Origin of the sequence: Galbibacter sp. PAP.153, from assembly GCF_037029175.1 — a bacterium.
Lineage (GTDB): Bacteria > Bacteroidota > Bacteroidia > Flavobacteriales > Flavobacteriaceae > Galbibacter > Galbibacter pacificus.
Genome location: NZ_JAZEUN010000029.1, coordinates 1 through 23,299, shown reverse-complemented (window position 1 = coordinate 23,299; position 23,299 = coordinate 1). Strand labels below are relative to the sequence as shown.

Here is a 23,299-nt window from a genome sequence, read left to right as displayed (position 1 = left end):
ACTCAATACTCAAAAAGTATGAATTTAAAGCTAAAAATATGGCGTCAAAAAGATGCCAACACCAAAGGAAAGATGGTTGAATACCCAATTGCAGGTATAGAAGAAGATATGTCTTTCTTAGAAATGCTGGATGTTTTAAATGAAGAATTGATTTCAAAAGGTGAAGAGCCTGTTGAATTCGACCATGATTGCCGCGAAGGAATTTGCGGGGCCTGCTCGCTTCAAATTAACGGGGAACCACATGGCCCCGACAGAGGCGTAACTACCTGCCAATTGCATATGCGCATGTTTAAAGACGGCGACACCATTACCATCGAGCCTTTTAGGGCAACTGCTTTTCCGGTAATTAAAGATTTAATTGTTGACAGAAGTTCGTTCGACCGGATACAGCAAGCAGGCGGATTTATTTCTGTTAATACTTCCGGAAATACCATTGATGCCAATTCCATTCCTGTTAATAAGGATGATGCCGATAAATCGTTTAACGCGGCCACCTGTATTGGCTGTGGCGCATGTGTAGCTGCTTGTAAAAATGCAAGCGCCATGCTGTTTACAGCAGCCAAGGTATCGCAATTTGCTTTGTTGCCTCAAGGACAAATTGAAGCAACCGACCGCGTACTAAACATGGTGAAACAAATGGACGAGGAAGGTTTTGGAAATTGCTCCAACACCGGAGCCTGTGAAATTGAATGCCCGAAAGGAATTTCGTTGGAAAATATTGCCCGAATGAACAGGGAATATCTTTCGGCCAGTTTGAAGAAGTAAAACATCTTTTTTGATTACAATAACCAAACCCTTTGTGTATACAAAGGGTTTTTCAATGCGTTTGCGCCTGCCCCGCCCCTTTTGGAATCCTAACATTTTCAACAATATCCACGATTTCCTGCGGAGGTTGTTTGGTAAACTTCGATACAACAATGGCTACAATAAAGTTCATAAACATCCCAACAGTTCCAAAACCTTCCGGGGAAATACCAAACCACCAATTTTCCTTTCCTGAAGTTGCTACCGAACCAATCCAATTCAACTTGAACCTTGCAATATAATAAAGGGTAATGCCCAAGCCCATTATCATTCCGGAAATGGCACCTTCTTTGTTTATCCGCTTTGAAAAAATCCCCAAAACAATGGCCGGAAAAAACGAAGCCGCGGCCAGCCCAAAAGCCAATGCAACAACCGAAGCCACAAAACCCGGCGGATGAATACCAAAATATCCCGCCACACAAACAGCTACAAAAGAAGAAGCCCTGGCTGCCCACAATTCCTGTTTTTCTGTAATTTGGGGCATCACCATCTTTTTAAGCAAATCGTGCGATATGGATGACGAAATAACCAATAACAACCCTGCTGCGGTAGATAAGGCTGCGGCCATGCCCCCGGCGGCAACCAAGGCGATTACCCAATTGGGCAGGCGGGCAATTTCCGGATTTGCCAAAACCATGATATCACGGTCAATGGTCAATTCGTTTTTAGATGCATCGGCAAGGTATTGAATGTTGCCATCGTTGTTTTTGTCTTCAAAAGAAAGCAGCCCTGTTTTTTCCCATTTGGTAAACCATTCGGGCATATCACTATATGATTTTCCGCTTACGGTTTCAATTAAATTGGTTCGTGCAAAAACAGCAATGGCGGGTGCAGTGGTGTACAAAATAGCAATAAAGATAAGCGCATACAAAGCCGATTTACGTGCGTCTTTTACCTTTGGTACTGTAAAAAACCGAACAATTACATGCGGCAATCCTGCGGTACCCATCATTAAGGCGGCGGTAATTAAAAATACATCCAATGTAGATTTACTTCCCGAAGTATATTCATGAAATCCTAATTCCTGTTGCAGCCCGTCCAATTTATCCAATAAATAAACCCCGTCGTGTGCCCGATCTCCAAAACCAAATTGCGGAACCGGGTTTCCCGTCATTTGTATGGAAATAAAAATAGCCGGGACCATAAAAGCAAATATCATTACACAATACTGTGCTACTTGTGTATAGGTAATACCTTTCATTCCACCCAAAACCGCATAAAACAATACAATGCCCATGCCAACATATACTCCTGTATTGACCTCAACTTCTAAGAAGCGGGAGAAAACCACGCCTACACCACGCATTTGCCCGGCGATATAGGTGAACGAAACAAACAAAGCACAAATAACCGCCACCAAACGTGCGGTTTTAGAATAATACCTATCGCCTATAAAATCGGGCACTGTAAACTTTCCGAATTTACGAAGATAAGGTGCCAATAAAAGCGCAAGGAGCACATAACCGCCTGTCCAGCCCATTAAAAAGACCGAACCGTCATATCCGGAGAACGAAATAATTCCAGCCATGGAAATAAAAGAGGCTGCCGACATCCAATCGGCTGCTGTGGCCATACCGTTCGCCAATGGGGAAACACCTCCTCCGGCCACATAAAAATCTTTGGTAGAACCTGCCCGGCTCCAAATGGCTATTCCAATATAAAGGGCAAAGGTAATTCCAACAAGGACATAGGTTAGTAGTTGAACTGACATAAAAAAGCTTATTCGTTAAGGTTGTATTTTTTGTCCAATCTATTCATTAGGATTACATAGATTAGAATTAAGAGGATAAAAACATAAATGGAACCTTGCTGGGCAAACCAAAACCCTAATTTAAAACCACCGATCTTGATTTGGTTTAACGTATCGACCAGAAGTATGCCGAAACCAAAGGAAACAATAAACCAGATGCACAATAAAACAAACAAGTATTTTAAATTTTCTTTCCAATAAGCATCATTTGAAGTATTGACCATTATTTTAAAGTTTGATGGTTCGATGAACAATAATACATTTTTTTTATTAAAAAATTAAATGATACTCAATATCTAACAATAAAAAATGAATAATACCCAATAATAAAATCCGTAATCAATCAAAATGATTGTTTCCTCAAGCGTAATTGATTATCTGGCAATCCATCAAAGAGAGCGTTGTTTTTTATACCTCAACTTAAACAATCGTAAAATTCTATAAAACCCAAGGACAACAATTATAGAAATACATGCCGCTGTACCCAATGCCCCGCCATAACCTGAAAAAAAAGACGCGGAATTGATATAAAAAAAGGAGAATACAAGCCCGGACAGCGGAACAAGCCATACATTCTTCATAACCCTGTATGAAACCATCCCGATAAAAGAACCTCCAATAAAAACCAAAGGAACTGTATGTGTATAAAAATCGGGAAACAAATTGGGGAAAGCATAAAAAAACAAGGCCGTTGCCAACGATGCTATAGAGGAAGACCGCACAGGTCCATATGCTAAATAGCAATTGATAAAAAAAGTAATTGTTGCCCCAAAAATACCCGTTAACAATACAATAAAGGTTTCCATGAAACTGTTTAGTTTTAGTTATAAATTAAAAGAAACAAAAACGAAGTACATACCACCCCGGCAAAAGCAATGGTGCCCAATTTTCCGCCTACGCCCTTAAATACGCTTTTGGAGACAATCAATAAAATTCCGGATACAGCCGATGCTATGCATATAAAAACCCAATTGAAAGCAACGACGTCGTTGGACATCGCTATAAAGGCACCACAATATATGGCCGGTGGAATATCTTTCAAAGAATTGTTCTGCTTATTGAGGTTTGGAATGTAAGACGATAACAGCCCAATTAACGAAACCGCCAAAACACTGTTGAAATTAGCTATAACTTGTATATATTTCGCGGCAAACGCCCCCAATACTACAAATAAGATTAAATAAAAATCTTCATACAGATCGGCATTATGTTTTAAAGGGACTTTATAATGAAAAATAGTCATTAGCAATACCATACTAACTATGGCAGCAATTAAATAATAACTATCTGCATTATCAAACAAAATAGCCCCGATATAGATAAAATGAATAAATACAATAAAAAGATAGATTGTTAAGCTTATGTACCGGGAAACCACTTTAAACACTTTAGAATTAAAGCGGCAAAAATACTAAAAGAACTTCTTTAAACCTGAGTTCGATTATTATAAAAAGGAGACAGGCTTTAAAAGCTGTCTCCTTTTTTAACTTCTTAGCAAAAACTTTGGGGCTTGTTCTTAAAATGGGGCTTTTAGAACATTAAAAGTTTTTTTGCAATTAACATTAAACTTTTCATTAGTATAATCGTTCCTTTAATATTATCACTTAAAATATTAAAAATCGATTGACTTTGTTGGTTGTCTTCGTAGGTTAAAGTATAATCTCTCATATGCACAAATAGTTTAAGTAGGTGATTGTATCATTAATTAATATTGGGATAATAAACTTAAATCATATTAATTGAAATTGCACTTTTTTGTTGTGAACCATATCAAAATTGTTGTAAAATAATTTATGTAGTATGTTTCAACAAAACCTATATGTTAATGGCTACAAATCTAGAAGAAAAAATGAATTATTAGATAAAGCGCTTTAAAATTTCGACGAAATGCACAAGAAACAAAAATATCACTATATCCACTATTATATAGCTACGACCGCCATTAATTGGACTCTCAAATTAAAGCTAGTTTGAGCGTTGATACTTTTGAAGCCTGTAAAAAACTGGATGTATCTGGTCTTGCCTTAAACCTGCATTTCGGGGACTTCGCCAGAAACCAACAAATTCCCTTCGGTAACTGCTTTTATGTCGTCTACAGAAACCCCCGGTGCCCGTTCTAGCAACAAGAAGCCTTCTTTTGTAACTTCAAGTACCGCCAGGTTGGTAACAATTTTTTTAACACAGCCAACCCCCGTTAACGGCAAACTACACTCCCGAAGCAGCTTGGATTCCCCTGCACGGTTGGTATGCATCATGGCTACGATAATATTTTCTGCCGAAGAAACCAAATCCATGGCACCGCCCATCCCCTTCACCATTTTTCCGGGAATTTTCCAATTGGCAATATCGCCATTTTGAGCAACTTCCATAGCACCGAGAATGGTAAGGTCTACATGTTGCCCACGGATCATGCCAAAACTCAAGGCCGAATCGAAAAAAGAAGCACCGGGCAGGGTTGTAATGGTTTGTTTCCCGGCGTTAATAATATCGGCATCTTCTTCGCCTTCAAAAGGAAAAGGCCCCATGCCCAAAACACCGTTTTCGCTTTGAAATTCAACCGAAATATCGCCGCGTACATAATTGGCAACTAAAGTGGGTATTCCAATACCTAAGTTTACGTAATATCCGTCTTTTACCTCTTTGGCGATACGTTGCGCTATTTGTTCTTTACTTAAACCCATAATTAATTCATTGGTGTGTTAATTTGAAGATTCCCTTTATGCTATTCTCGATTCATCTCATCATCAAATTATTTCATTTTCTAATTATCCGATTAACTTTTTTTCCTAACGGTTCGTTGCTCGATTCGCTTTTCGTACTTGGCGCCTTCATAGATTCGCTGCACGAATATTCCGGGGACATGAATCTGGTTGGGGTCTAAACTTCCGGCAGGCACCAGTTCTTCTACCTCAACAACTGTAGTTTTGGCTGCACCGCACATTACGGGATTGAAATTACGGGCGGTCCCCTTAAAGATAATGTTTCCGGCTTCGTCTCCCTTCCATGCTTTTACAAAGGCAAAATCTGCTTTAAACGCATGTTCGAGTACGTAATGCTTACCATTAAACTCCCTTGTTTCTTTGCCATCGGCAACCTCGGTCCCATAACCGGCGGGGGTATAAAAAGCAGGAATTCCAGCTTGTGCTGCGCGGCAACGCTCGGCTAATGTTCCCTGCGGAATAAGCTCTACATCCAGTTCTCCGCTAAGCATCTGACGTTCAAATTCATCGTTTTCGCCTACATAAGAAGAAATCATTTTTTTTATTTGATGTTTTTGTAGCAGGAGCCCGAGGCCAAAATCGTCTACCCCGGCATTGTTCGAGATACAGGTAAGGTCCTTTATGTTGAGTTTTACCAATTGCTGAATACAATTCTCTGGGATTCCACACAACCCAAACCCGCCCAGCATAAAAGTCATACCGTCTTTTACGCCATTCACGGCTTCTGTTACCGATTTTACCTTCTTGTTAATCATTTATCAATATTTTACCGGAAAATTACGAATATTTCAACAAAATTGAAATATATACTACACAAATTGAAGATGTTTTTATATGTTTTTGATGTCCTTGACAAAGAAAATCATTTCCCTGCTATTAATTTATACGCATATCATATGCTTTGTGGTCCGGAAATTTTTGATTTTTCATTAAGGTTTGTTATTTCTCTAGCTCCACAAAGTCTCCTACTTTGCGGTATTACTCCTCGATTAACTTATGCGCTTTTAAAATAGATATAACCTTGGGCACGGGCAATGCTTTTATAATCCTTCCGTCTTTTCCAGTGGTGGTTTCCCCCATAAAAAGGGAATTTAAAATGGCTTCTTCGGTGGCTTCAATGGCAGCCATAAATAGGGGCGACATATAATCGTTGGAAACTACTTCTTGTTTTAATAGCGGAATAGACTTATAGGGCACGCGCACTTGTTTGGACGTAGAAAAGGCAATTATGTAATCGCCACTCCCGTTTGAAGCGATGCCCCCGGTTTTTGCCAAGCCCATAAAAGCTCTTTTTGCCAGGCGTTTTAAGTTTCTATCGGTCAAAGGCGCATCTGTGGCCACTACAACCATACAAGAACCATCTACATTGTTTAAAAGTTGGTTGCTAAAGGAGAAATTCCCCAGTTTTTTCCCTATATTGATGCCGGCTATTTGCAAAACCCCTCCAAAATTGGTTTGTACCATAACACCTATGGTATAGCCCCCTAAATTTCCGGGCAATTTTCTGGAAGATGTGCCTATGCCCCCTTTATAGCCAAAGCAAATAGTCCCGGTTCCGGCACCGATGCTCCCTTCTGTTGTATTGGCTTCTGAAGCAGTTTCTATGGCTTCAAGCACCTCATTATGTGTTACGTGCATACCACGGATATCGTTTAAATAACCATCATTGGTTTCGCCTACCACTGCATTGACCGAACGTACATTTTCGTTGTCCTTTTGTTGTAATGTATATTTTACAACAGCTTCGACCGCTGTGCCAACATTAAGCGTATTGGTTAAAATTATAGGGGTTTCAATAGTGCCAAGCTCCTCAATTTGAGTGCTTCCGGCCAACTTTCCAAAACCATTGCCCACAAAAATGGCAGCGGGAACTTTTTCCTGAAAAATATTGCCGCCATGCGGAAGAATCGCCGTTACGCCAGTGTGAACGGAATCGTCTTTTTCTATGGTAACATGCCCAACTTTAACCCCTTTAACATCAATAATAGCGTTGTGCTTTCCTGTTGGGATGACGCCTATTTGAATACCATAATCCCTAACGCGCTGTTGTGCATAATTGTATGAAACTGTTGTGAGGAAAAATAAAAAGAAGGTGACTATTCTAGAGAACGGCTTCATCTGTTACTATTTTATTTATTTTTTTTAATGGTCAGATGGAATACCCCTAATTATCATTTCGGTTGGCATCTAAAATTTTGTTATGGGCATTTCATATGTTTTCGGAAGTAATGAGTATGCATCCGGCATCCTTCATTTGCTGTAAAGCTTTATCACCATCATCTGGGTTTACGTTAACTGCCCGGACAGCATCCGTAATAACGTATGTTGTATAACCGGCCTGTACCGAGTCTAAAGCTGACGAAAGCACGCAATAATCTGTTGCGATCCCGGAGACATATAGCTGACTTACTTCTTGTTTGCTTAAATATTCGTACATATTCACATTCGTGGCTTCAAAAGCAGAATAGCCATCGTCCAAGGTGCCTGTTCCCTTAAAAAATATCTGGTCTATTTTATCAATGTTCAGGTCGGTGTGAAATGCGGCACCGTATGTATGCTGGACACAATGTGGCGGCCATTTGTTGAAATGCTTTGTTTGTTTGGGGTGCCAATCCTTGGAAGCGATTATCAAGTCGAATTTATCAACAATACTATTGATTACCGGGACCACTTCTTCGCCTCCTTTTGCTGCTAAAACCCCGCCAGTACAAAAATCGTTTTGTACATCTACAATTAATAACGTTTTCATGTCTTTTCTTTGTCGCCTCATAAAGATACGAACCTTTGACAATTATACATTGATAACGGAAAACATTTTAGGCATAACAACAGCCTATATGGTTGTACCGTATACCCGAAAACATTTTATAAAAGAATACAACTTAAAATCTGGGTCCGATTATTATTAAAAAATCAAAATAATCGAACACAGGTTTAAAAGTCGATATCAACGCCTTCGTTGTAATCTATTTTTAACGAATCTTTGCTTTCTTCGGCAGGTTGACTGCAATCTACACGTATGGACAGATCTTCCGGACGCTCAAAATCATCTTTGGAAACATCCAAATCTTCATCTGCATAGCATTTTTTCATGTACAGCCCCCAAATGGGCAATGCCATGCTGGCTCCTTGACCATAACGGATCCCGGCAAAATGGGTGGCCCTGTCTTCACCACCGACCCAAACTCCGGTAACTAGGTTGGGCACCATGCCCATAAACCAACCGTCACTTTGGTTTTGTGTGGTTCCCGTTTTTCCTGCAATCGGGTTTGTAAATTCGTATGGATAACCTGTTATAATTTCTTTATACATGGTTTGGTTTTTGGCCCAGCTACCCCGTAAACGCGCACCGGAACCAGATTCGGTAACCCCTTCCATTAATTTCACCGTGGTATAGGCCACTTCTTTGCTCAATACATCACGGGTTTCGGGGACCGATTCGTATAAAACCGTGCCGTTTTTATCCTCAATTCGGGTAATCATGACCGGTTTAACATACACCCCTTGATTGGCAAACGTACCAAATGCCCCTACCATCTCATAAACAGAGATATCGGGCGTTCCAAGGGCAATGGAAGGTACCGGGAGTATAGGTGCTTCAACGCCCATCCGCTTTATTAAGCTCACTACGGGCTGTGGCCCCACTTTATCCATTAATCTGGCCGTAATGGTGTTCACTGAATTTGCCAAGGCATATTTTAAGGTATACATATCTCCTGAATATTTCCCATCGGAATTTTTTGGGCACCAAGGTTCTATATTTCCATATTTATTGGCTTCAATACAGGTGTAAATATCGGGCAGCTCATCGCAAGGCGATAAGTGCAATTGGTCGATGGCGGTGGCATATACAAAAGGTTTGAAGGTTGAACCTGCCTGACGGCGCCCCTGTTTTACCTGGTCGTATTGAAAATGCTTGTAATTAATTCCGCCAACCCAAGCTTTTACATGGCCAGACTGTGGGTCCATGGACATCATTCCGGTACGTAAAAAATACTTGTAGTATTTTATGGAATCCAGTGGCGACATCACGGTATCTTTCTCCCCTTTCCAAGTAAAGACTTCCATGGGGATTTTCTCTTTAAAAGAGGCCATGATTTCTTCTGTAGATTTGCCCAGATCGTCGCGCATATGCCTCCAACGCTCAGATTGTTTCATGGAGTGATCGTATGTTCTTTGTATTTGTTCGGGCGTAAGGTCCAGAAATGGAGCCGTTGGGTTGCGTTTGTCTGTATTCTGCACGAAAAACTCGGCCTGTAAGCGCTTCATGTGCTCTTGTACGGCTTGCTCGGCATAGGCTTGCATACGCGAATCTATGGTGGTGAAAATTTTAAGTCCGTCAAGGTAAATATTGTATTTTTCTCCGTCGGGACGGTAATTTTCGGGGTCGCTTGCCCAATCTTTCAACCAATCTCTTAAGTACATCCTAAAATAAGTTGCAATTCCTTCGCGGTGCGATTCCGGATGGTAATCTATATCCAAAGGCAATGCTTTTAATGTATCGAGGGCTGTTTCGTCTATAAAGTCGTTTTTGTACATTTGGTTGAGCACCACATTCCTGCGGTTGGTTACCCCTTTTTCGTTTCTTCTGGGATTATACAACGACGAGTTTTTAAACATCCCAACCAACATAGCCGATTCTTCAACGTCGAGCTCCCCGGGTTCCTTACCAAAATAAATACGTGCTGCCGAACGGATACCATCGGCATTATTGCCAAAATCGTATATATTAAAATACATGGCAATAATTTCCTGTTTGGTATATTGCCGTTCCAATCGTACCGCAATAATCCATTCTTTTATTTTTTGAATGATCCTTTCCAGAATATTAGAAGAAACCTGTTCGGTAAACAATTGTTTTGCCAATTGTTGCGAGATGGTACTCGCCCCGCCACGTGTTCCCAAAAATACGGCGGCCCGCAAGGTTCCCCAAGCATCAATTCCGGAATGGTCGTAATAGCGCTCGTCTTCGGTGGCCACCAATGCATTTACCAGATGCTTTGGGAGTTCTTCAAAATTTACAGGCGTCCTGTTGTCGTTTAAATAGTATTTTCCCAAGGTTTTCCCATCGGCAGAAATAACTTCGGAAGCTAAGTTTGTTTGTGGGTTTTCCAAGATTTCAAATGAAGGCAATTTCCCGAAAACGCCCCAAGAGGCCAATAAAAATATAAGCACTACAAAAAGGATGCCTGCTGCAAAGATTCTCCAGAACCAAAGAATATATTTTTTAAACCCTTGATCGTTCTTTTTTGTTTTTTTATTTGTCGCTTTTTTTGCCATTTTATTTTTCAGCTGATTTTTCAATACTTATACCAATGTCTGTAATTCCCTTCAAGGACGGAACCCCGCTTACATTGCCGTTTTTACGCATGGCATGCTCTATTGCTATGCGGTAGGTGCCCATTGTGGGGAATACAACATTTTCTTTGTAAAACAGTTTGTTTTCCTTAACGGAAGAAAAACCTTTTCCAAGCCATTCGCCATTAGGTTTTGCCATTTCGTACTCTAAAGTATCGGAAACGGTTTTTCCATTTGGAAAGTCCAAATTAACTATTAAAAACAAATTACTAAAAGGATATTTTTCATCGTTTCTTAAGTTGATGAAAACATTGTACGCATTTAGGGAATCGGGAGGCACAAAAGTGAAGTCAACTTTTTCGCCTTTGCCCCAACTTCCTTTTACTGCTTTGTACTCGCCATAAACGGCATTGGAATTGCATGCGGCAACTATGAATATTATAAGAAATAAAGAAATGAGCCTTTTATACATTCCTAGATCTTTTCCTTTTATTGTTGTTGCGTTTCTTCTTGTTTTTCTTTTGCCTTCTCTGTCCTTTGGGCCTGTCGAAACGTGTTAAACTATCCTGACCTACAACGTTCTCAAACTCTGTTTTAGTATCTACGGAGAGATCTAATGCATATTCTTCAAGGCTGGTAACGGTTTCTTTTTTCTTGTTTTTAGCGATTATCTCTTTTACCTGTCCCGTGGTTAGTACAAACCAATTTGCCCATTCTCCTTCGTATGCATACCATAAAAGGCCTTTAAAGATGTCTATTTTTTGACAAATGGCTTCGCCTTTTTTGGTTTTTAGGCGTTCTTCTTGGTTGGGAAAATCTTTAAGCGCATCCAGGTATGCGTCCAGTTCGTAATTAAGGCAACATTTTAGTTTTCCGCACTGCCCCGCAAGTTTTTGGGGATTTAAGGACAATTGCTGGTAACGTGCCGATGCGGTGTTTACCGACCTAAAATCGGTTAGCCAGGTAGAACAGCACAATTCCCTCCCGCAGGAACCAATTCCGCCCAAACGGGCCGCTTCCTGACGATAGCCTATTTGGCGCATTTCTATGCGGGTACTAAAAGCCCGTGCCATGTCTTTTATAAGCTGGCGGAAATCTACACGTTCCTCGGCGGTATAATAAAAGGTAGCCTTTGATCCATCGCCCTGAAATTCTACATCGGAGATTTTCATTTGCAACTGAAGCTGTATTGCCAGCTCCCGCGATCTTTTTTGTACTTCGGGTTCGCGACCGCGTGCCGTTTGCCAGATGTCGATATCTTTTTGAGAAGCTTTTCGGTAGATTTTAGGCAGGTTTTCATCGGTATAATCTACCTTTTTCTTTTTCATTTGCACCTTTACCAATTCGCCCACCAAAGTAACCACCCCTACGTCGTGCCCCGGGGAAGACTCGGTGGCCACGATATCCCCAATGGAAAGGGTCAGGTTTTCTTTATTTCTAAAAAACTCTTTTCTACTATTTTTAAATCGTACTTCTACACAATCGAAAGGCTCATGGCCATTGGGTAACGACATATTAGAAAGCCAATCAAAAACGGTAAGTTTATTACAACCATCGGTTCCGCAAGTACCGTTATTCTTACACCCACGAGGTTGCCCACCCTTCCCGGTTGAACAACTGCTACATCCCATAATCTTATATATTGAACCAAAGTTTGCCGCTGCAATTTCTTCGGTTTAGGTTCATAAATACTTTTTTAGTATCGTAAAGATACTATTTTCAAATTAGTTAATAGAGAATAGTTATAAGTTAATGGTTTTTCTGGGTATTGCCCAGAAATTTTATCGGGTTTCTTTTTTCCGTTTCAATTCGGAATGCCTTCTGCTACACCATCTTCACGATTATACCTATTGTTCTATTCTGTATCATTTACTTTTTAAACTTCAATACTTTGGACCTGCCTTTTTTAAATATCAAGTTGCTCACCCCTTTCCCTTTCCTCAGGGCTTTTTGTTCTTCGTAAGGCAATGCAATAATGTCCATGCATTCATCAGAACAGCAATGATTCATTTTTTTGGCACATTCTTCACATTGAATAAACAGTAAATGGCATGCCTCATTGGCACAATTTACGTGTGTATCGCATGGTTTTCCGCATTGGTGGCAATGCGCGATAACATCTTCTGAAATACGTTCTGCCCGGCGCTCGTCGAACACAAAGTTTTTTCCTATAAATTTATTTTCAAGTTTATTTTCTTCAACTTGTCTTACATAATTAATAATCCCGCCTTCGAGCTGAAATACGTTTTTAAATCCTTTATGTTTGTAATATGCACTGGCTTTTTCACAGCGAATGCCCCCGGTACAGTACATGACCAGGTTTTTATCTTCTTTGTGTTTTTTTAGGTCTTTTTCTATAATCGGCAGGGAGTCCCTAAAAGTATCCACATCGGGGGTAATGGCATTCTTAAAACGGCCAATTTCGCTTTCGTAATGGTTGCGCATGTCTACCAAGACCGTGTTTGGGTCTTCTATAAGTTCGTTAAACTTTATGGCATCTACATGTACGCCTTTATTTGTAACATCAAAAGTTTCGTCGTTAAGCCCGTCGGCTACTATTTTATCGCGTACTTTTACCTTCAACTTTAAAAAGGCAAAGTTGTCGTGCTCAATAGCAATGTTTAAACGTACATTTTCCAGGAAGGTAATGGAATCTATATGTGCCTTAAAATCGTGGAACAAATCGGCAGGAACCGAAAGTTGTGCATTAATCCCTTCGTGAGCAACATAAATCCTACCGAGAACATCCAGTTCGTTCCAGGCCAAGAATAAATGGTTTCTAAAAATTTGAGGATTTCCAATTTTAGCGTATTTATAGAAAGAGATTGTTAAGCGGTCTTTACCCGCCTCCTCAATAAGTTTTGCCCTTTCCTCTGCGCTCAAGTTATTGTACAGTTGCATGCTATACCAATAGTTTTACGTTAAAAGAAATTTTTTGCAAAAATACGCTTTTTTCTTTGATTGACAATTTGGTGCGTTTTCAAGTGAAGGGTTTAGCGTTTAGTGTTCAACTATTCAAAGTTTTAGTCACTTCGATGAAGGAGAAGTTGCATAATGTAATGGGCTTCAAGTTCAAAATTCAAGGTTTCATGTTTGTTTTATTTTGATGCGTATTGGGTGTTAATTCACTGCCAACAGTTATCGATTAGCATTTAGCCATGAACCCCTGATCGTTAACCGCTATTCAAAATTTCCTCAATAAAAACAAAAAGGGCTTTGGTAAAAACCAAAACCCTTTTCGTAGCTAATTCGTTGTTATTAAAATATTTAAAAAAATATTCATCATTGCACATAACAACGAACCTAGCCTCCATCCAGCTTGCCATTGCAACGAATTGCAACTGTGAGGTTGGCCGATTTAACATTTAATACGTAGACATTGCTTTTCATTAAATCGTCCCTTCCTTTTCTTGGATAGATGCAAAATATTTAAAAAGGTTGCGCGGCAAAATTGTATGCTGAAAAAAGAAATAGTATTTTAGCACGAATCAAAAAAATAAAAGTACACAGAGAAAAATGAGTTCGGAAAAAGATGCTAAGTTAAAAGCCCTGAAGCTCACCTTGGACAAACTGGATAAAACCTATGGCAAGGGAGCTGTTATGAAAATGGGCGACAGTGTTGTTGAAGATGTTGATGCCATTCCAACGGGGTCCATTGGGCTAGATATAGCCTTGGGAGTTGGCGGTTACCCAAGAGGAAGGATTGTTGAAATATACGGTCCGGAGTCTTCCGGAAAAACCACCCTCACCTTACATGCCATTGCTGAAGCTCAAAAAGCTGGTGGCATTGCTGCCTTTATTGATGCAGAACATGCTTTTGATAGATTTTATGCACAAAAACTGGGCGTAGATATAGACAATTTGATTATTTCACAACCAGACCACGGAGAGCAGGCTTTGGAAATTGCAGACAACCTCATACGTTCTGGTGCCATTGACATCGTTATTATCGATTCTGTTGCCGCCTTAACACCCAAAAGCGAGATCGAAGGCGAAATGGGCGACTCTAAAATGGGGCTGCATGCCCGCTTGATGTCGCAAGCCTTGCGTAAGCTTACGGCCAGCATAAGTAAAACCAAATGTACCGTTGTCTTTATTAACCAGTTAAGGGAAAAGATTGGCGTTATGTTTGGCAATCCAGAAACCACTACCGGTGGTAATGCCTTAAAATTTTATGCCTCGGTAAGGCTGGACATTCGCCGTTCAACACAAATAAAAGATAGCGATGGGGGTGCCTCTGGTAATAAAACCCGTGTAAAAGTGGTAAAAAACAAAGTTGCCCCGCCTTTTAAGGCAACAGAATTCGACATTATGTATGGAGAAGGAATCTCCCGTATTGGTGAAATCCTGGACCTTGGCGTAGAATTTGAAATTATTAAAAAGAGCGGCTCTTGGTTTAGTTATGGCGACACCAAACTTGGACAGGGCCGTGACGCCGTTAAAACCCTGCTACAGGACAATCCTGAGTTACTGGAAGAACTTGAAGGAAAAATAAGGGAAGCCATAAAAACTATAAATACATAGCATAAAAAGCTCCTATAGATAAAAGCCCTGAGGATTTTTAAAATCCCCGGGGCTTTTTTTAACCTGTTTTCTATTATTAGAAAAAGTCAAAAGTAAGTTTTAAACAATTTTTTTCCACCAAACGCAACCCTTGGCACTAAAAAGCATCTAGTAATAAAATACTATATAATAATGAAGAAGATATTTGCGCTAACACTAAGTTGCTTATTATTGCTTGGCTTTAGTTCTTGCGACATTTCGGATGATGATACTGCTAATTTCCATTATGAAACCCTCGAAATAACAGGTGCCGACCTGCCCGAATATTTTGAATATGGAAAAATGTACAACATCGAGTTTACTTATTTGCGCCCTACAGATTGCCATATATACGATGGATTTGAGTTTAACCCCACCGGTGAAACAGAACGTACTATCTTTGCAATTGCGGCAGTTGTAGAAAGAGCAGACTGTAAGGATTTGACAGCTATTGAAGGAACCGATAATTTTGATTTTGAAGTACGGTACAGAGACCCCTACACATTTAAGTTTTATGTAGGTGAAGACGAAGACGGTGAAAAAGAGTACCTTACATACGAAGTCCCTGTTCAGGAAGCAGGCGAAGAATAGAAAGTATAAAATAACCCAGCTATACGAGTGAGTTTAGAACAGCTCATAAAACAGTGTAAGCGGCAAAATAGAAAGGCTCAAGAACAACTATACAAACTGTACAGTTCTAAATTGTTTAGCGTATGCCTTAAATATTCCCGCAACAAAACAGAGGCAGAAGATAATCTGCATGATAGCTTCATGGTTATTTTTAACAAGATAGACACGTATAATTTTAGAGGTTCTTTTGAAGGCTGGATGAAAAGGGTTACCGTAAATACCGTACTCCAAAAGTACAGAAAAGAAAGTGCCCTTGACGCATTGCCAAATAATTTGGAAGCCGATATAGAAGTAGAACTGCCAGAAGAAGACATTTCGTTAAATTATCTTTTAAAACTTATACAAGAACTGCCAGACCGGTACCGGCTGACATTTAATTTATATGTACTCGACGGGTATTCTCATAAAGAAATTGCAGAAATGCTTCAAATAAACGAAGGAACATCCAAGTCGAACCTGGCCCGGGCCAAAATGGCCCTTAGAAACAAAATTGAAGAAGACGAATTAAAAAACAGGGTAAATTCAGTTTAAAAGCACATGCCCACAAAAAATAAATAATACCCTTTGGTATAATTGGTATTAAAAATGAACGACAAGAAAAACATAGAACGCTTATTTCAAGAGAAGTTCAAAGATTTTGAAGCTGCTCCGCCATCGCATGTATGGAACGACATACAGGCTTCTCTTGATAAAAAAGACAAGAAAAGAGGCATTGTCCCGATATGGTGGAAACTGGGCGGTGCCGCTGCTGCTGCATTGGCACTTTTCTTTATACTGAATGGTTTATTTTGGAACAATCCAGAGGAAACTTTTCCAGAAGGCAATACCATTACCCACACAAACGATAGTATTGACAACGGAAATACAGCGACTCAAGACAACACTTCTGCCAAAGACGAAACATCCGATGCTGTTGCCGAAACCGAAAATGAAGATTTAAAAAATTCGGAAGAAAGCCACCAAGATAATTCTAAAATTATCAGATCCTCTTCCTATAAAACACCACAAAACGGTGTTGCAAACAACGAAACGGTAGACAAAAACAAAACTTCTGGCCATGACGGGAAACTTAATGCTCCATCCGAAGGAACAAAAAAGAGCAATAGCCCCGAAATTGCCCAAAACAATATTCCTGTAAACGACGACCAAAAAGCAATTCCAGACGATAACACAATCTTTAAAAATAACAATAACATTGCTGTAACCAATAACGACGAAGCCGCAGAAAAGGAGAACGACATCGACAGCACAAGCACAAAAAAATCCCTATTGGATTATGTGGACGAAATGGAAAAAGAAAAGGAAGAAGAAACCTTGGCGAGCACAAGCGAAAAACCTGCAAGGTGGAGCGTAAACCCAAATGTTGCCCCTATTTATTACAATTCGCTAAGCAAAGGCTCTCCAATTAACACCGATTTTGCCGGCAACTCGAAAACCGGCGATGTAAACATGAGCTACGGTATCAACATAGCCTATAATGTAAGCAAAAGATTAAGCGTGAGGTCTGGTATCAATAGTGTGAACATGGGCTACACCACAAACAATGTTTCGTTTGGCCCCTCTGTTTTCAGTGCAGAAAAGTCTACATCAAACATTACCTTTAAGAACTCTGCAACTGCATTAAACGTATCGGACCAAAAAACGCCGTCGGCCAATTTCAATGACGAAATTCAGGCAAGGGACGAAGTGGTGTCGTCGGGTAGTATGGACCAAAAATTTGGTTATTTGGAAATCCCCATGGAATTAAAATATCGGTTGGTAGATAAAAGGTTTGGGGTCAATATTATTGGCGGGGTAAGCTCGCTGTTTTTAACCGATAACGAAGTTTCTTTCGAGACCAACAATATGGCAACCGAAGTTGGAGAAGCCAATAACCTGAACGACCTTAGCTTTAGTACCAATATTGGTGTAGGCGTAGATTTCCAAGTCACCAATAAGTTATTGTTTAACCTCGAACCTATGTTTAAATATCAATTAAATACATTTTCTAGGGAAGATGGTGGCTTTAGCCCGTATTTGCTCGGGGTATATACCGGTTTGAGCTTTCAGTTTTAAGACAGTTAGTCGGGCTGCCATTGCATAACACGCAATCAACCTGAATTTAAATCCCTTTCTCTCCGGAAGGGATTTTCTTTGTAAGCTTATTGAATATCAGGGTTCTTGCCTGCTTTTTTATTTCGGTTCCATGAGAAGATCCCAGGCCTTTGGTCTCAATAAACGGAAGGATACGGGCCCGCATTTTTCCCGGGCTCCCGCTAAAAAACTCATAAGAAAAACGCTTTTTATTGTCTAAAAATACAATGGGCACAATGGGTATTTCGTGCTCTATGGCCAACCTAAAGGCACCGTCCTTAAATTCGTCCAACACAACGGCAGTATCGTCGGGCACACCACCTTCGGGAAATATACATACGCTCAAACCTTGCTTTAAACGCCGCTGTGCACTCTTGTATACGGCCGTCCTGCTACTTGCCGAGCTCCTATCTACCAAAATACATACGCGCTTGTAAAAAAAGCCGAAAATAGGGATTTTGGCCAATTCGCGCTTCCCCACAAAAACAAATGGGTTTTTAGATACTTTCAACATCAACATAATATCGGCCATAGAAGTATGATTGGCTATCAACATATAGCTTTTGCCTTTTTCAAGCTTTTGTTCTTTTTTCACGGAAGGAATAAAAAACATACCGTAAAGTATAAAATTGGCCCATATATTTCTGGCTATCCAAAAGAATTGTGGATACAAACGTTCGGAAGATGACACTATTAAAAGGACTGGGAAAAATATAACTATTGGTATGGTTACTAAAATGTAAAACCACAAACGGTACAAAAGCTGAAAAAAACGCGTAAATATTTTAGTCATGAAGTCAAAAATAAACATTTGTTGTATACTTTTTGCAAAACATTATACCTTTGTGCCATTCTAGAGAAAAAGACATGGCGAGAATACTCACAGGCATACAAAGTACGGGAACCCCGCATTTGGGAAATTTGTTGGGCGCGATAATTCCCGCAATAAAATTGGCGCAACAACCAGAAAACGACTCTTTTTTGTTTATTGCCGATATGCATTCGCTTACGCAAATAAAAAATGGGAGCGAGTTAAAAAACAACACATACAGCGTTGCCGCCGCATGGCTTGCTTTTGGGCTCGACATCAACAAAGTGGTTTTTTACCGGCAGAGCGACGTTCCGCAAACAGCCGAGCTTACCTGGTATTTAAGCTGCTATTTTCCTTTTCAGCGCCTCACCTTGGCACATTCTTTCAAAGACAAGGCCGACAGGCTCGATGATGTAAATGCAGGACTGTTTACCTACCCCATGCTCATGGCCGCCGATATTTTATTGTACGATGCCGAAATAGTTCCGGTTGGGAAAGACCAAATGCAGCATATAGAGATAACACGCGATGTAGCTTCCAGGATGCACACTCAAATTGGCGAGACCTTTGTTATTCCCCAAGGAAAAGTACAGGAGGCAACCATGTACATTCCCGGCACGGATGGCCATAAAATGAGCAAATCCAGAAACAACATTATCAATATTTTTCTTCCGGACAAAAAACTGCGCAAACAAGTTATGGGCATAGAAACGGACAGCATACCTCTTGAAGCGCCAAAAAATCCCGACACCTGCAATGTATTCGGTATATATAAATTATTGGCTTCGGAAGAACAAATTGCAGAAATGAGAAAGAATTACGAAGAAGGCGGTTATGGTTACGGCCACGCAAAGCAAGCTTTGTACGAGCTCATCACCCATAAGTTTGCTACCGAAAGGGAACGGTTTAACTACTATATGGAAAATCTTACGGAAGTAGACGAAGCACTGGCCATTGGTGCAGAAAAAGCCAAAAAAGTGGCCAATGCCACCTTGGCGCGCGTAAGAAGCAAAATTGGTTATTAATCAGGTTATTTTTAATTAAACAGCCTATAAAAGTTATACCAAGGAATGTAAATAACATGCGTTTCGATATATTGAATTCTTTTGAATATTACCGATATGTATGTTGGGTTTGGTGGGGTAAAATGAATAGGTAATTAATCCAGAAACTAGGTTTGCAATAAAGTTATCGAAGCTTCAATGTCTGGTGTGTTCAATCTGACATTGGTTCTTCAGAATATCGTTGACACTCTCCATAACCGCTCTTTTTCTAAGCAGAATTTTAGTTGCATAAGCATCCTAAATTTCTGCTTCTTTATGATGGCAAACAACCTATTTTCTTACAGCGAACTTATGTTAAACAGACTGCCGTACTCACACCGTGTCCACGGCCGAATTTCTGCGGCTATTTTCCGTTATCAAACTCTTTTAAAAGCTTTGCCTTTTGTTGTGGGCCGGATGTACACTTTCTCATAATTACCGTTCAAAGTCAAAGAATTATTTTATAACCTGAGACGGTTTTCCTTTAAAGGGAGTTTAGAGGGCGGGCATGAATAAGAAAGTCTATTTTTACTTTGAAGTATATACAAAAAACAATTCCCTTTCGGTCTTTTAATTAGCTGATTGCCAATACGCATTTATAGAAAAAGAACAACTGTTAATAAAAACTGAAAAACATTTTTCGATTAAACATCATTTTTTTCCATCTTTGCTGTATGCGAATTGAGAATTACATAAGCGATTTACTATACAGGTACGAATGTGTTACCGTGCCGTGTTTTGGTTCTTTTATTACACAACACCAGCCTGCCAAAGTACATTATACCACGAATGCTTTCTATCCGCCTTCAAAATCCATTGCTTTTAACGAGCAATTAAAATCCAACGACGGATTGTTGACCAAATACACCGCCGAGGTTTTGGGAATTGCTTATGAGGAGGCCACAGGAAAGATAGAACAGGCCGTTCTCGGTTGGCAGAAAGCATTGGCGCAAAACCAAAAAATAGAGCTTAAAAATATTGGCGATTTATGGTACAGCGACGAACAAAAAATATTGTTCCAACCTTCTTACCATATAAATTACCTTACTTCTTCATTTGGGTTTTCTTCTTTTGTTTCTCCCGCCATTACCCGCGAAGAACTTAAAAAAGAAGTTGAAATCCTTGAAGACAAGGCTCCAATTGCCTTTACTCCCGAAAGAAGGAAGAATCTTTCTTACCTAAAATATGCGGCTATTTTCTTATTGGCTTTGTCGGCGGGTACGGTTGGCTATAAATTTGTCGATTTACAGCAAACAAACCAAGTTCAGGTTGCCCAACAACAGGTTCAACAACAAATAGAAAAGGATATTCAAGAAGCTACGTTTTTTGACACTACGCCATTGGAAATCCCTTCCATTACGCTTAAACTTGAAAAACAACCGCTTAAATACCATGTAATTGCCGGTGCTTTTAGGGTTGAAGAAAATGCCGATAAAAGAGTTGCCCAACTGAAGCAAAAAGGCTATGATGCCGAACGGATAGGCGAAAACAAATACGGACTGCATCAAGTAACCTATGCCAGCTTTGCCGAAGTACCCGAAGCTTTGTCTTTCTTGCGCAAGGTTAAAAAAGAAGAATCTCCCGAGGCTTGGCTTTTGGTTGATGAAATAGACTAACGAGCTACACAAACGGGTTTTAGCAGTTTTCGTGATTTTTCAAGTCCTGCCTTTATTTTTAGTAAGTATTCTTTTATGCTTCATGCTATATGGCGGTATAAAGATAAACTGCATTACTTCTTATAAAAACCTGCTTCATATTAAAACAAATTGTATTTTAGATAGCCGTATAACCAATCTAAAAACAATGAAAAAAGCAATTCTAATTTTATTCTTGGCAGTTGCCCCTTTTTGTATTGCCCAAGAAAACCCGATACATTCATTTTCCGAAAAAAAAGACATTTTATGGGCCAGCCCAAAAGGTTTCGACCTTACTATGGATATTTATACCCCGACTACCAACAAAGACAGTTACCCGGTTTTAATTATATACCACGGTGGCGGATGGCTTATCAACAATAAATCCATTATGGACGAAATGTCAAAATACCTGGCCTCGCATGCCAATTATGTAATTTGCAATGTAAATTACAGGTTGCTTACCGCCAACAACAATACTACCAACATGAACGAGATTATAGAAGATGCCATGGGGGCCGTATTATGGGTAAAAGAAAACATAGAAGCCTACAAAGGCAACCCGAATGCCATTGCCATTACCGGCGACAGCGCTGGCGGGCACTTGGCCGCCATGGTGATAAATGGTAGCGATTATTTAAATGCTTCAGGTTTTAAAGGCAACAGTCTTGGGTTTAACCCCACTTACATACCCAAAGGAGAAAATATAGAAACCATTAAAAAAAATAATGCGCTGCAAGTTCAGGCTGCTGTTTTAAGTTACCCCGCGGTAGATATATATGCGGCCGCTTATGGCGATGGAAAAAATGGTTTTGAAAGTCCCTCAAACTTTTTTTGGGAAATGGGAGGCGCCAAAGCGAGGGGGATTTTTGGAGAAAACACAAACGTAAAAGAAAATCCCGACTACTACAAAAAAGTATCTCCAATATATACCGTACCTAATGCAAATGACAGGAAATTGCCTCCACAATTTTGCCATGTAGGCTCCAAAGACAATACAACAACCCCGGTATCGATAAAAGCATATGTAGACAAATTAAAAGAAGAAGGCCAACCTGTAGACTATTGGGTCTACGAAGGGAGAAACCATGCCTATCTGGATTCGGGCACCAACGAATTTTTGGGAAACAGCTTTGAAAAAGACGCGATTGAACCGCTAAAAAAAATAATTTCTTTTCTAGACAATGTGTTTTATAAAGAATAAATAATTGAAAGGATAAGATTACAAGAATAATTTTCTTTTTTTCATTCTTTTGGAAATATCTTTGCATAAAATTTAAACAATGCAAGCAAAAACACCCAGTGAATCGCATACGGTAATGACCGACCTTGTTTTACCAAGTGAAACCAATCCGTTAAATAATTTATTCGGGGGCGAACTATTGGCCCGGATGGACCGTGCCGCAAGTATTTCTGCCAGGCGCCATTCCCGCCGGGTAACCGTTACAGCTTCAGTAAACCATGTTGCTTTTAACAGGGCCATTCCGCTAGGAAGTGTAGTTACTGTTGAAGCCCGTGTTTCCAGAGCGTTTAACAGTTCCATGGAAATCTATATAGATGTTTGGATTGAAGACCGGGAAAACGGACACAGAAGCAAAGCAAACGAGGCCATTTACACCTTTGTTGCCGTAGATGATACGGGAAAACCTGTTGCGGTACCGCCCATTAACCCAGAAACAAAACTTGAAAAAGAAAGGTACGATGCCGCTTTAAGAAGAAAACAATTAAGTTTGGTGCTGGCCGGCAAAATGAAACCTAATGATGCTACCGAATTAAAAGCACTTTTTATACAATAAAAGGCATCTTTCAATATAAAATTCAACAAATCCAAGAAATAAAAAAGGCTTTGAACTTAATCAAAGCCTTTTTACTTACAATTAACTCAACCCTATTATTACAATATAGAGAAACAAATAGCTCCCATGTCCTCTATAGTGGCATCAAAAGTAGCATATCTTATTCTTTGTATGTATGACAAATGTCATACATACATA

Annotated in this window: 22 protein-coding genes and 1 pseudogene; 9 read left to right on the top strand and 14 right to left on the bottom strand. The window is 39.9% G+C overall.

The features are described from left to right. Positions 1 to 18: 18 nt before the first annotated feature. Entirely contained in the window at positions 19 to 765 is a 747-nt protein-coding gene (locus UXI14_RS16060) for a succinate dehydrogenase/fumarate reductase iron-sulfur subunit (RefSeq protein WP_277900496.1), read from the top strand. 52 nt (positions 766 to 817) lie between these two features. Here UXI14_RS16060 and UXI14_RS16055 read toward each other — a convergent pair whose 3' ends face one another. From UXI14_RS16055 to UXI14_RS16000, 12 genes are all read right to left on the bottom strand, one after another. Continuing rightward, positions 818 to 2,515, bottom strand: coding sequence for a sodium:solute symporter family protein (locus UXI14_RS16055; protein ID WP_335966995.1), 1,698 nt, complete (start codon positions 2,513 to 2,515; stop codon positions 818 to 820). An 8-nt stretch (positions 2,516 to 2,523) separates the two neighbouring features. Beyond that, positions 2,524 to 2,778 carry a DUF4212 domain-containing protein gene (locus tag UXI14_RS16050; RefSeq protein WP_335966994.1) on the bottom strand — a complete coding sequence of 85 codons (255 nt, stop codon included), beginning with the start codon at positions 2,776 to 2,778 and terminating at the stop codon, positions 2,524 to 2,526. A gap of 165 nt (positions 2,779 to 2,943) precedes the next feature. After that, complete coding sequence (locus tag UXI14_RS16045) at positions 2,944 to 3,360, bottom strand: hypothetical protein (protein WP_335966993.1); 417 nt, start codon at positions 3,358 to 3,360, stop codon at positions 2,944 to 2,946. A 14-nt stretch (positions 3,361 to 3,374) separates the two neighbouring features. Continuing rightward, the gene (locus UXI14_RS16040) at positions 3,375 to 3,941 is read right to left on the bottom strand and encodes a hypothetical protein (RefSeq protein ID WP_335966992.1); all 567 of its coding nucleotides are present in this window, start codon (positions 3,939 to 3,941) and stop codon (positions 3,375 to 3,377) included. A gap of 637 nt (positions 3,942 to 4,578) precedes the next feature. Further along, positions 4,579 to 5,235: a CoA transferase subunit B gene (locus tag UXI14_RS16035; RefSeq protein WP_335966991.1), complete on the bottom strand. Its 657-nt coding sequence runs from the start codon at positions 5,233 to 5,235 to the stop codon at positions 4,579 to 4,581. 92 nt (positions 5,236 to 5,327) lie between these two features. Then, positions 5,328 to 6,029: a CoA transferase subunit A gene (locus UXI14_RS16030; protein WP_335966990.1), complete on the bottom strand. Its 702-nt coding sequence runs from the start codon at positions 6,027 to 6,029 to the stop codon at positions 5,328 to 5,330. A 223-nt stretch (positions 6,030 to 6,252) separates the two neighbouring features. Further along, on the bottom strand, positions 6,253 to 7,392 hold the full coding sequence (locus UXI14_RS16025) for a P1 family peptidase (protein WP_335966989.1): 1,140 nt from the start codon (positions 7,390 to 7,392) through the stop codon (positions 6,253 to 6,255). A gap of 91 nt (positions 7,393 to 7,483) precedes the next feature. Further along, complete coding sequence (locus tag UXI14_RS16020) at positions 7,484 to 8,023, bottom strand: isochorismatase family protein (RefSeq protein ID WP_335966988.1); 540 nt, start codon at positions 8,021 to 8,023, stop codon at positions 7,484 to 7,486. 185 nt (positions 8,024 to 8,208) lie between these two features. Continuing rightward, on the bottom strand, positions 8,209 to 10,554 hold the full coding sequence (locus tag UXI14_RS16015) for a transglycosylase domain-containing protein (protein WP_335966987.1): 2,346 nt from the start codon (positions 10,552 to 10,554) through the stop codon (positions 8,209 to 8,211). A gap of 1 nt (position 10,555) precedes the next feature. Continuing rightward, the gene (locus UXI14_RS16010; RefSeq protein WP_335966986.1) at positions 10,556 to 11,044 is read right to left on the bottom strand and encodes a gliding motility lipoprotein GldH; all 489 of its coding nucleotides are present in this window, start codon (positions 11,042 to 11,044) and stop codon (positions 10,556 to 10,558) included. Continuing rightward, positions 11,037 to 12,203: a regulatory iron-sulfur-containing complex subunit RicT gene (ricT, locus tag UXI14_RS16005; RefSeq protein WP_335966985.1), complete on the bottom strand. Its 1,167-nt coding sequence runs from the start codon at positions 12,201 to 12,203 to the stop codon at positions 11,037 to 11,039. The genes UXI14_RS16010 and ricT overlap by 8 nt, the downstream gene beginning before the upstream one ends. Positions 12,204 to 12,441: 238 nt before the next feature. Beyond that, entirely contained in the window at positions 12,442 to 13,473 is a 1,032-nt protein-coding gene (locus UXI14_RS16000; protein WP_335966984.1) for a rhodanese-related sulfurtransferase, read from the bottom strand. 615 nt (positions 13,474 to 14,088) lie between these two features. Between UXI14_RS16000 and recA the strand changes: the two genes are divergently transcribed. The 4 genes from recA (at position 14,089) to UXI14_RS15980 (ending at position 17,799) form a co-directional block, all read left to right on the top strand. Continuing rightward, entirely contained in the window at positions 14,089 to 15,096 is a 1,008-nt protein-coding gene (gene recA / locus UXI14_RS15995) for a recombinase RecA (RefSeq protein ID WP_277900509.1), read from the top strand. 171 nt (positions 15,097 to 15,267) lie between these two features. Further along, complete coding sequence (locus tag UXI14_RS15990; protein WP_335966983.1) at positions 15,268 to 15,705, top strand: hypothetical protein; 438 nt, start codon at positions 15,268 to 15,270, stop codon at positions 15,703 to 15,705. A 27-nt stretch (positions 15,706 to 15,732) separates the two neighbouring features. After that, positions 15,733 to 16,275: an RNA polymerase sigma factor gene (locus UXI14_RS15985; RefSeq protein ID WP_277900511.1), complete on the top strand. Its 543-nt coding sequence runs from the start codon at positions 15,733 to 15,735 to the stop codon at positions 16,273 to 16,275. A 54-nt stretch (positions 16,276 to 16,329) separates the two neighbouring features. Then, on the top strand, positions 16,330 to 17,799 hold the full coding sequence (locus UXI14_RS15980) for an outer membrane beta-barrel protein (RefSeq protein ID WP_335966982.1): 1,470 nt from the start codon (positions 16,330 to 16,332) through the stop codon (positions 17,797 to 17,799). A gap of 46 nt (positions 17,800 to 17,845) precedes the next feature. On the opposite strand, the gene UXI14_RS15975 is transcribed toward UXI14_RS15980, so the two are convergent. Continuing rightward, a complete protein-coding gene (locus UXI14_RS15975) occupies positions 17,846 to 18,610 on the bottom strand; it encodes a lysophospholipid acyltransferase family protein (protein WP_335966981.1) in 765 nt (254 codons plus the stop codon). 74 nt (positions 18,611 to 18,684) lie between these two features. On the opposite strand from UXI14_RS15975, the gene trpS reads away from it, so the two are divergent. After that, positions 18,685 to 19,653 carry a tryptophan--tRNA ligase gene (gene trpS, locus UXI14_RS15970; protein ID WP_335966980.1) on the top strand — a complete coding sequence of 323 codons (969 nt, stop codon included), beginning with the start codon at positions 18,685 to 18,687 and terminating at the stop codon, positions 19,651 to 19,653. Between the two features lie 33 nt (positions 19,654 to 19,686). Here the strand turns inward: trpS and UXI14_RS15965 are convergent. Further along, positions 19,687 to 19,914: pseudogene (locus UXI14_RS15965) on the bottom strand (transposase); the annotation flags it as partial. 431 nt (positions 19,915 to 20,345) lie between these two features. Between UXI14_RS15965 and UXI14_RS15960 the strand changes: the two are divergent. From UXI14_RS15960 to UXI14_RS15950, 3 genes are all read left to right on the top strand, one after another. Further along, positions 20,346 to 21,287, top strand: coding sequence for an SPOR domain-containing protein (locus tag UXI14_RS15960; RefSeq protein WP_335966979.1), 942 nt, complete (start codon positions 20,346 to 20,348; stop codon positions 21,285 to 21,287). A 187-nt stretch (positions 21,288 to 21,474) separates the two neighbouring features. Continuing rightward, the gene (locus UXI14_RS15955) at positions 21,475 to 22,509 is read left to right on the top strand and encodes an alpha/beta hydrolase (protein WP_335966978.1); all 1,035 of its coding nucleotides are present in this window, start codon (positions 21,475 to 21,477) and stop codon (positions 22,507 to 22,509) included. 79 nt (positions 22,510 to 22,588) lie between these two features. Then, entirely contained in the window at positions 22,589 to 23,101 is a 513-nt protein-coding gene (locus UXI14_RS15950) for an acyl-CoA thioesterase (protein WP_277900517.1), read from the top strand. Positions 23,102 to 23,299: the final 198 nt, after the last annotated feature.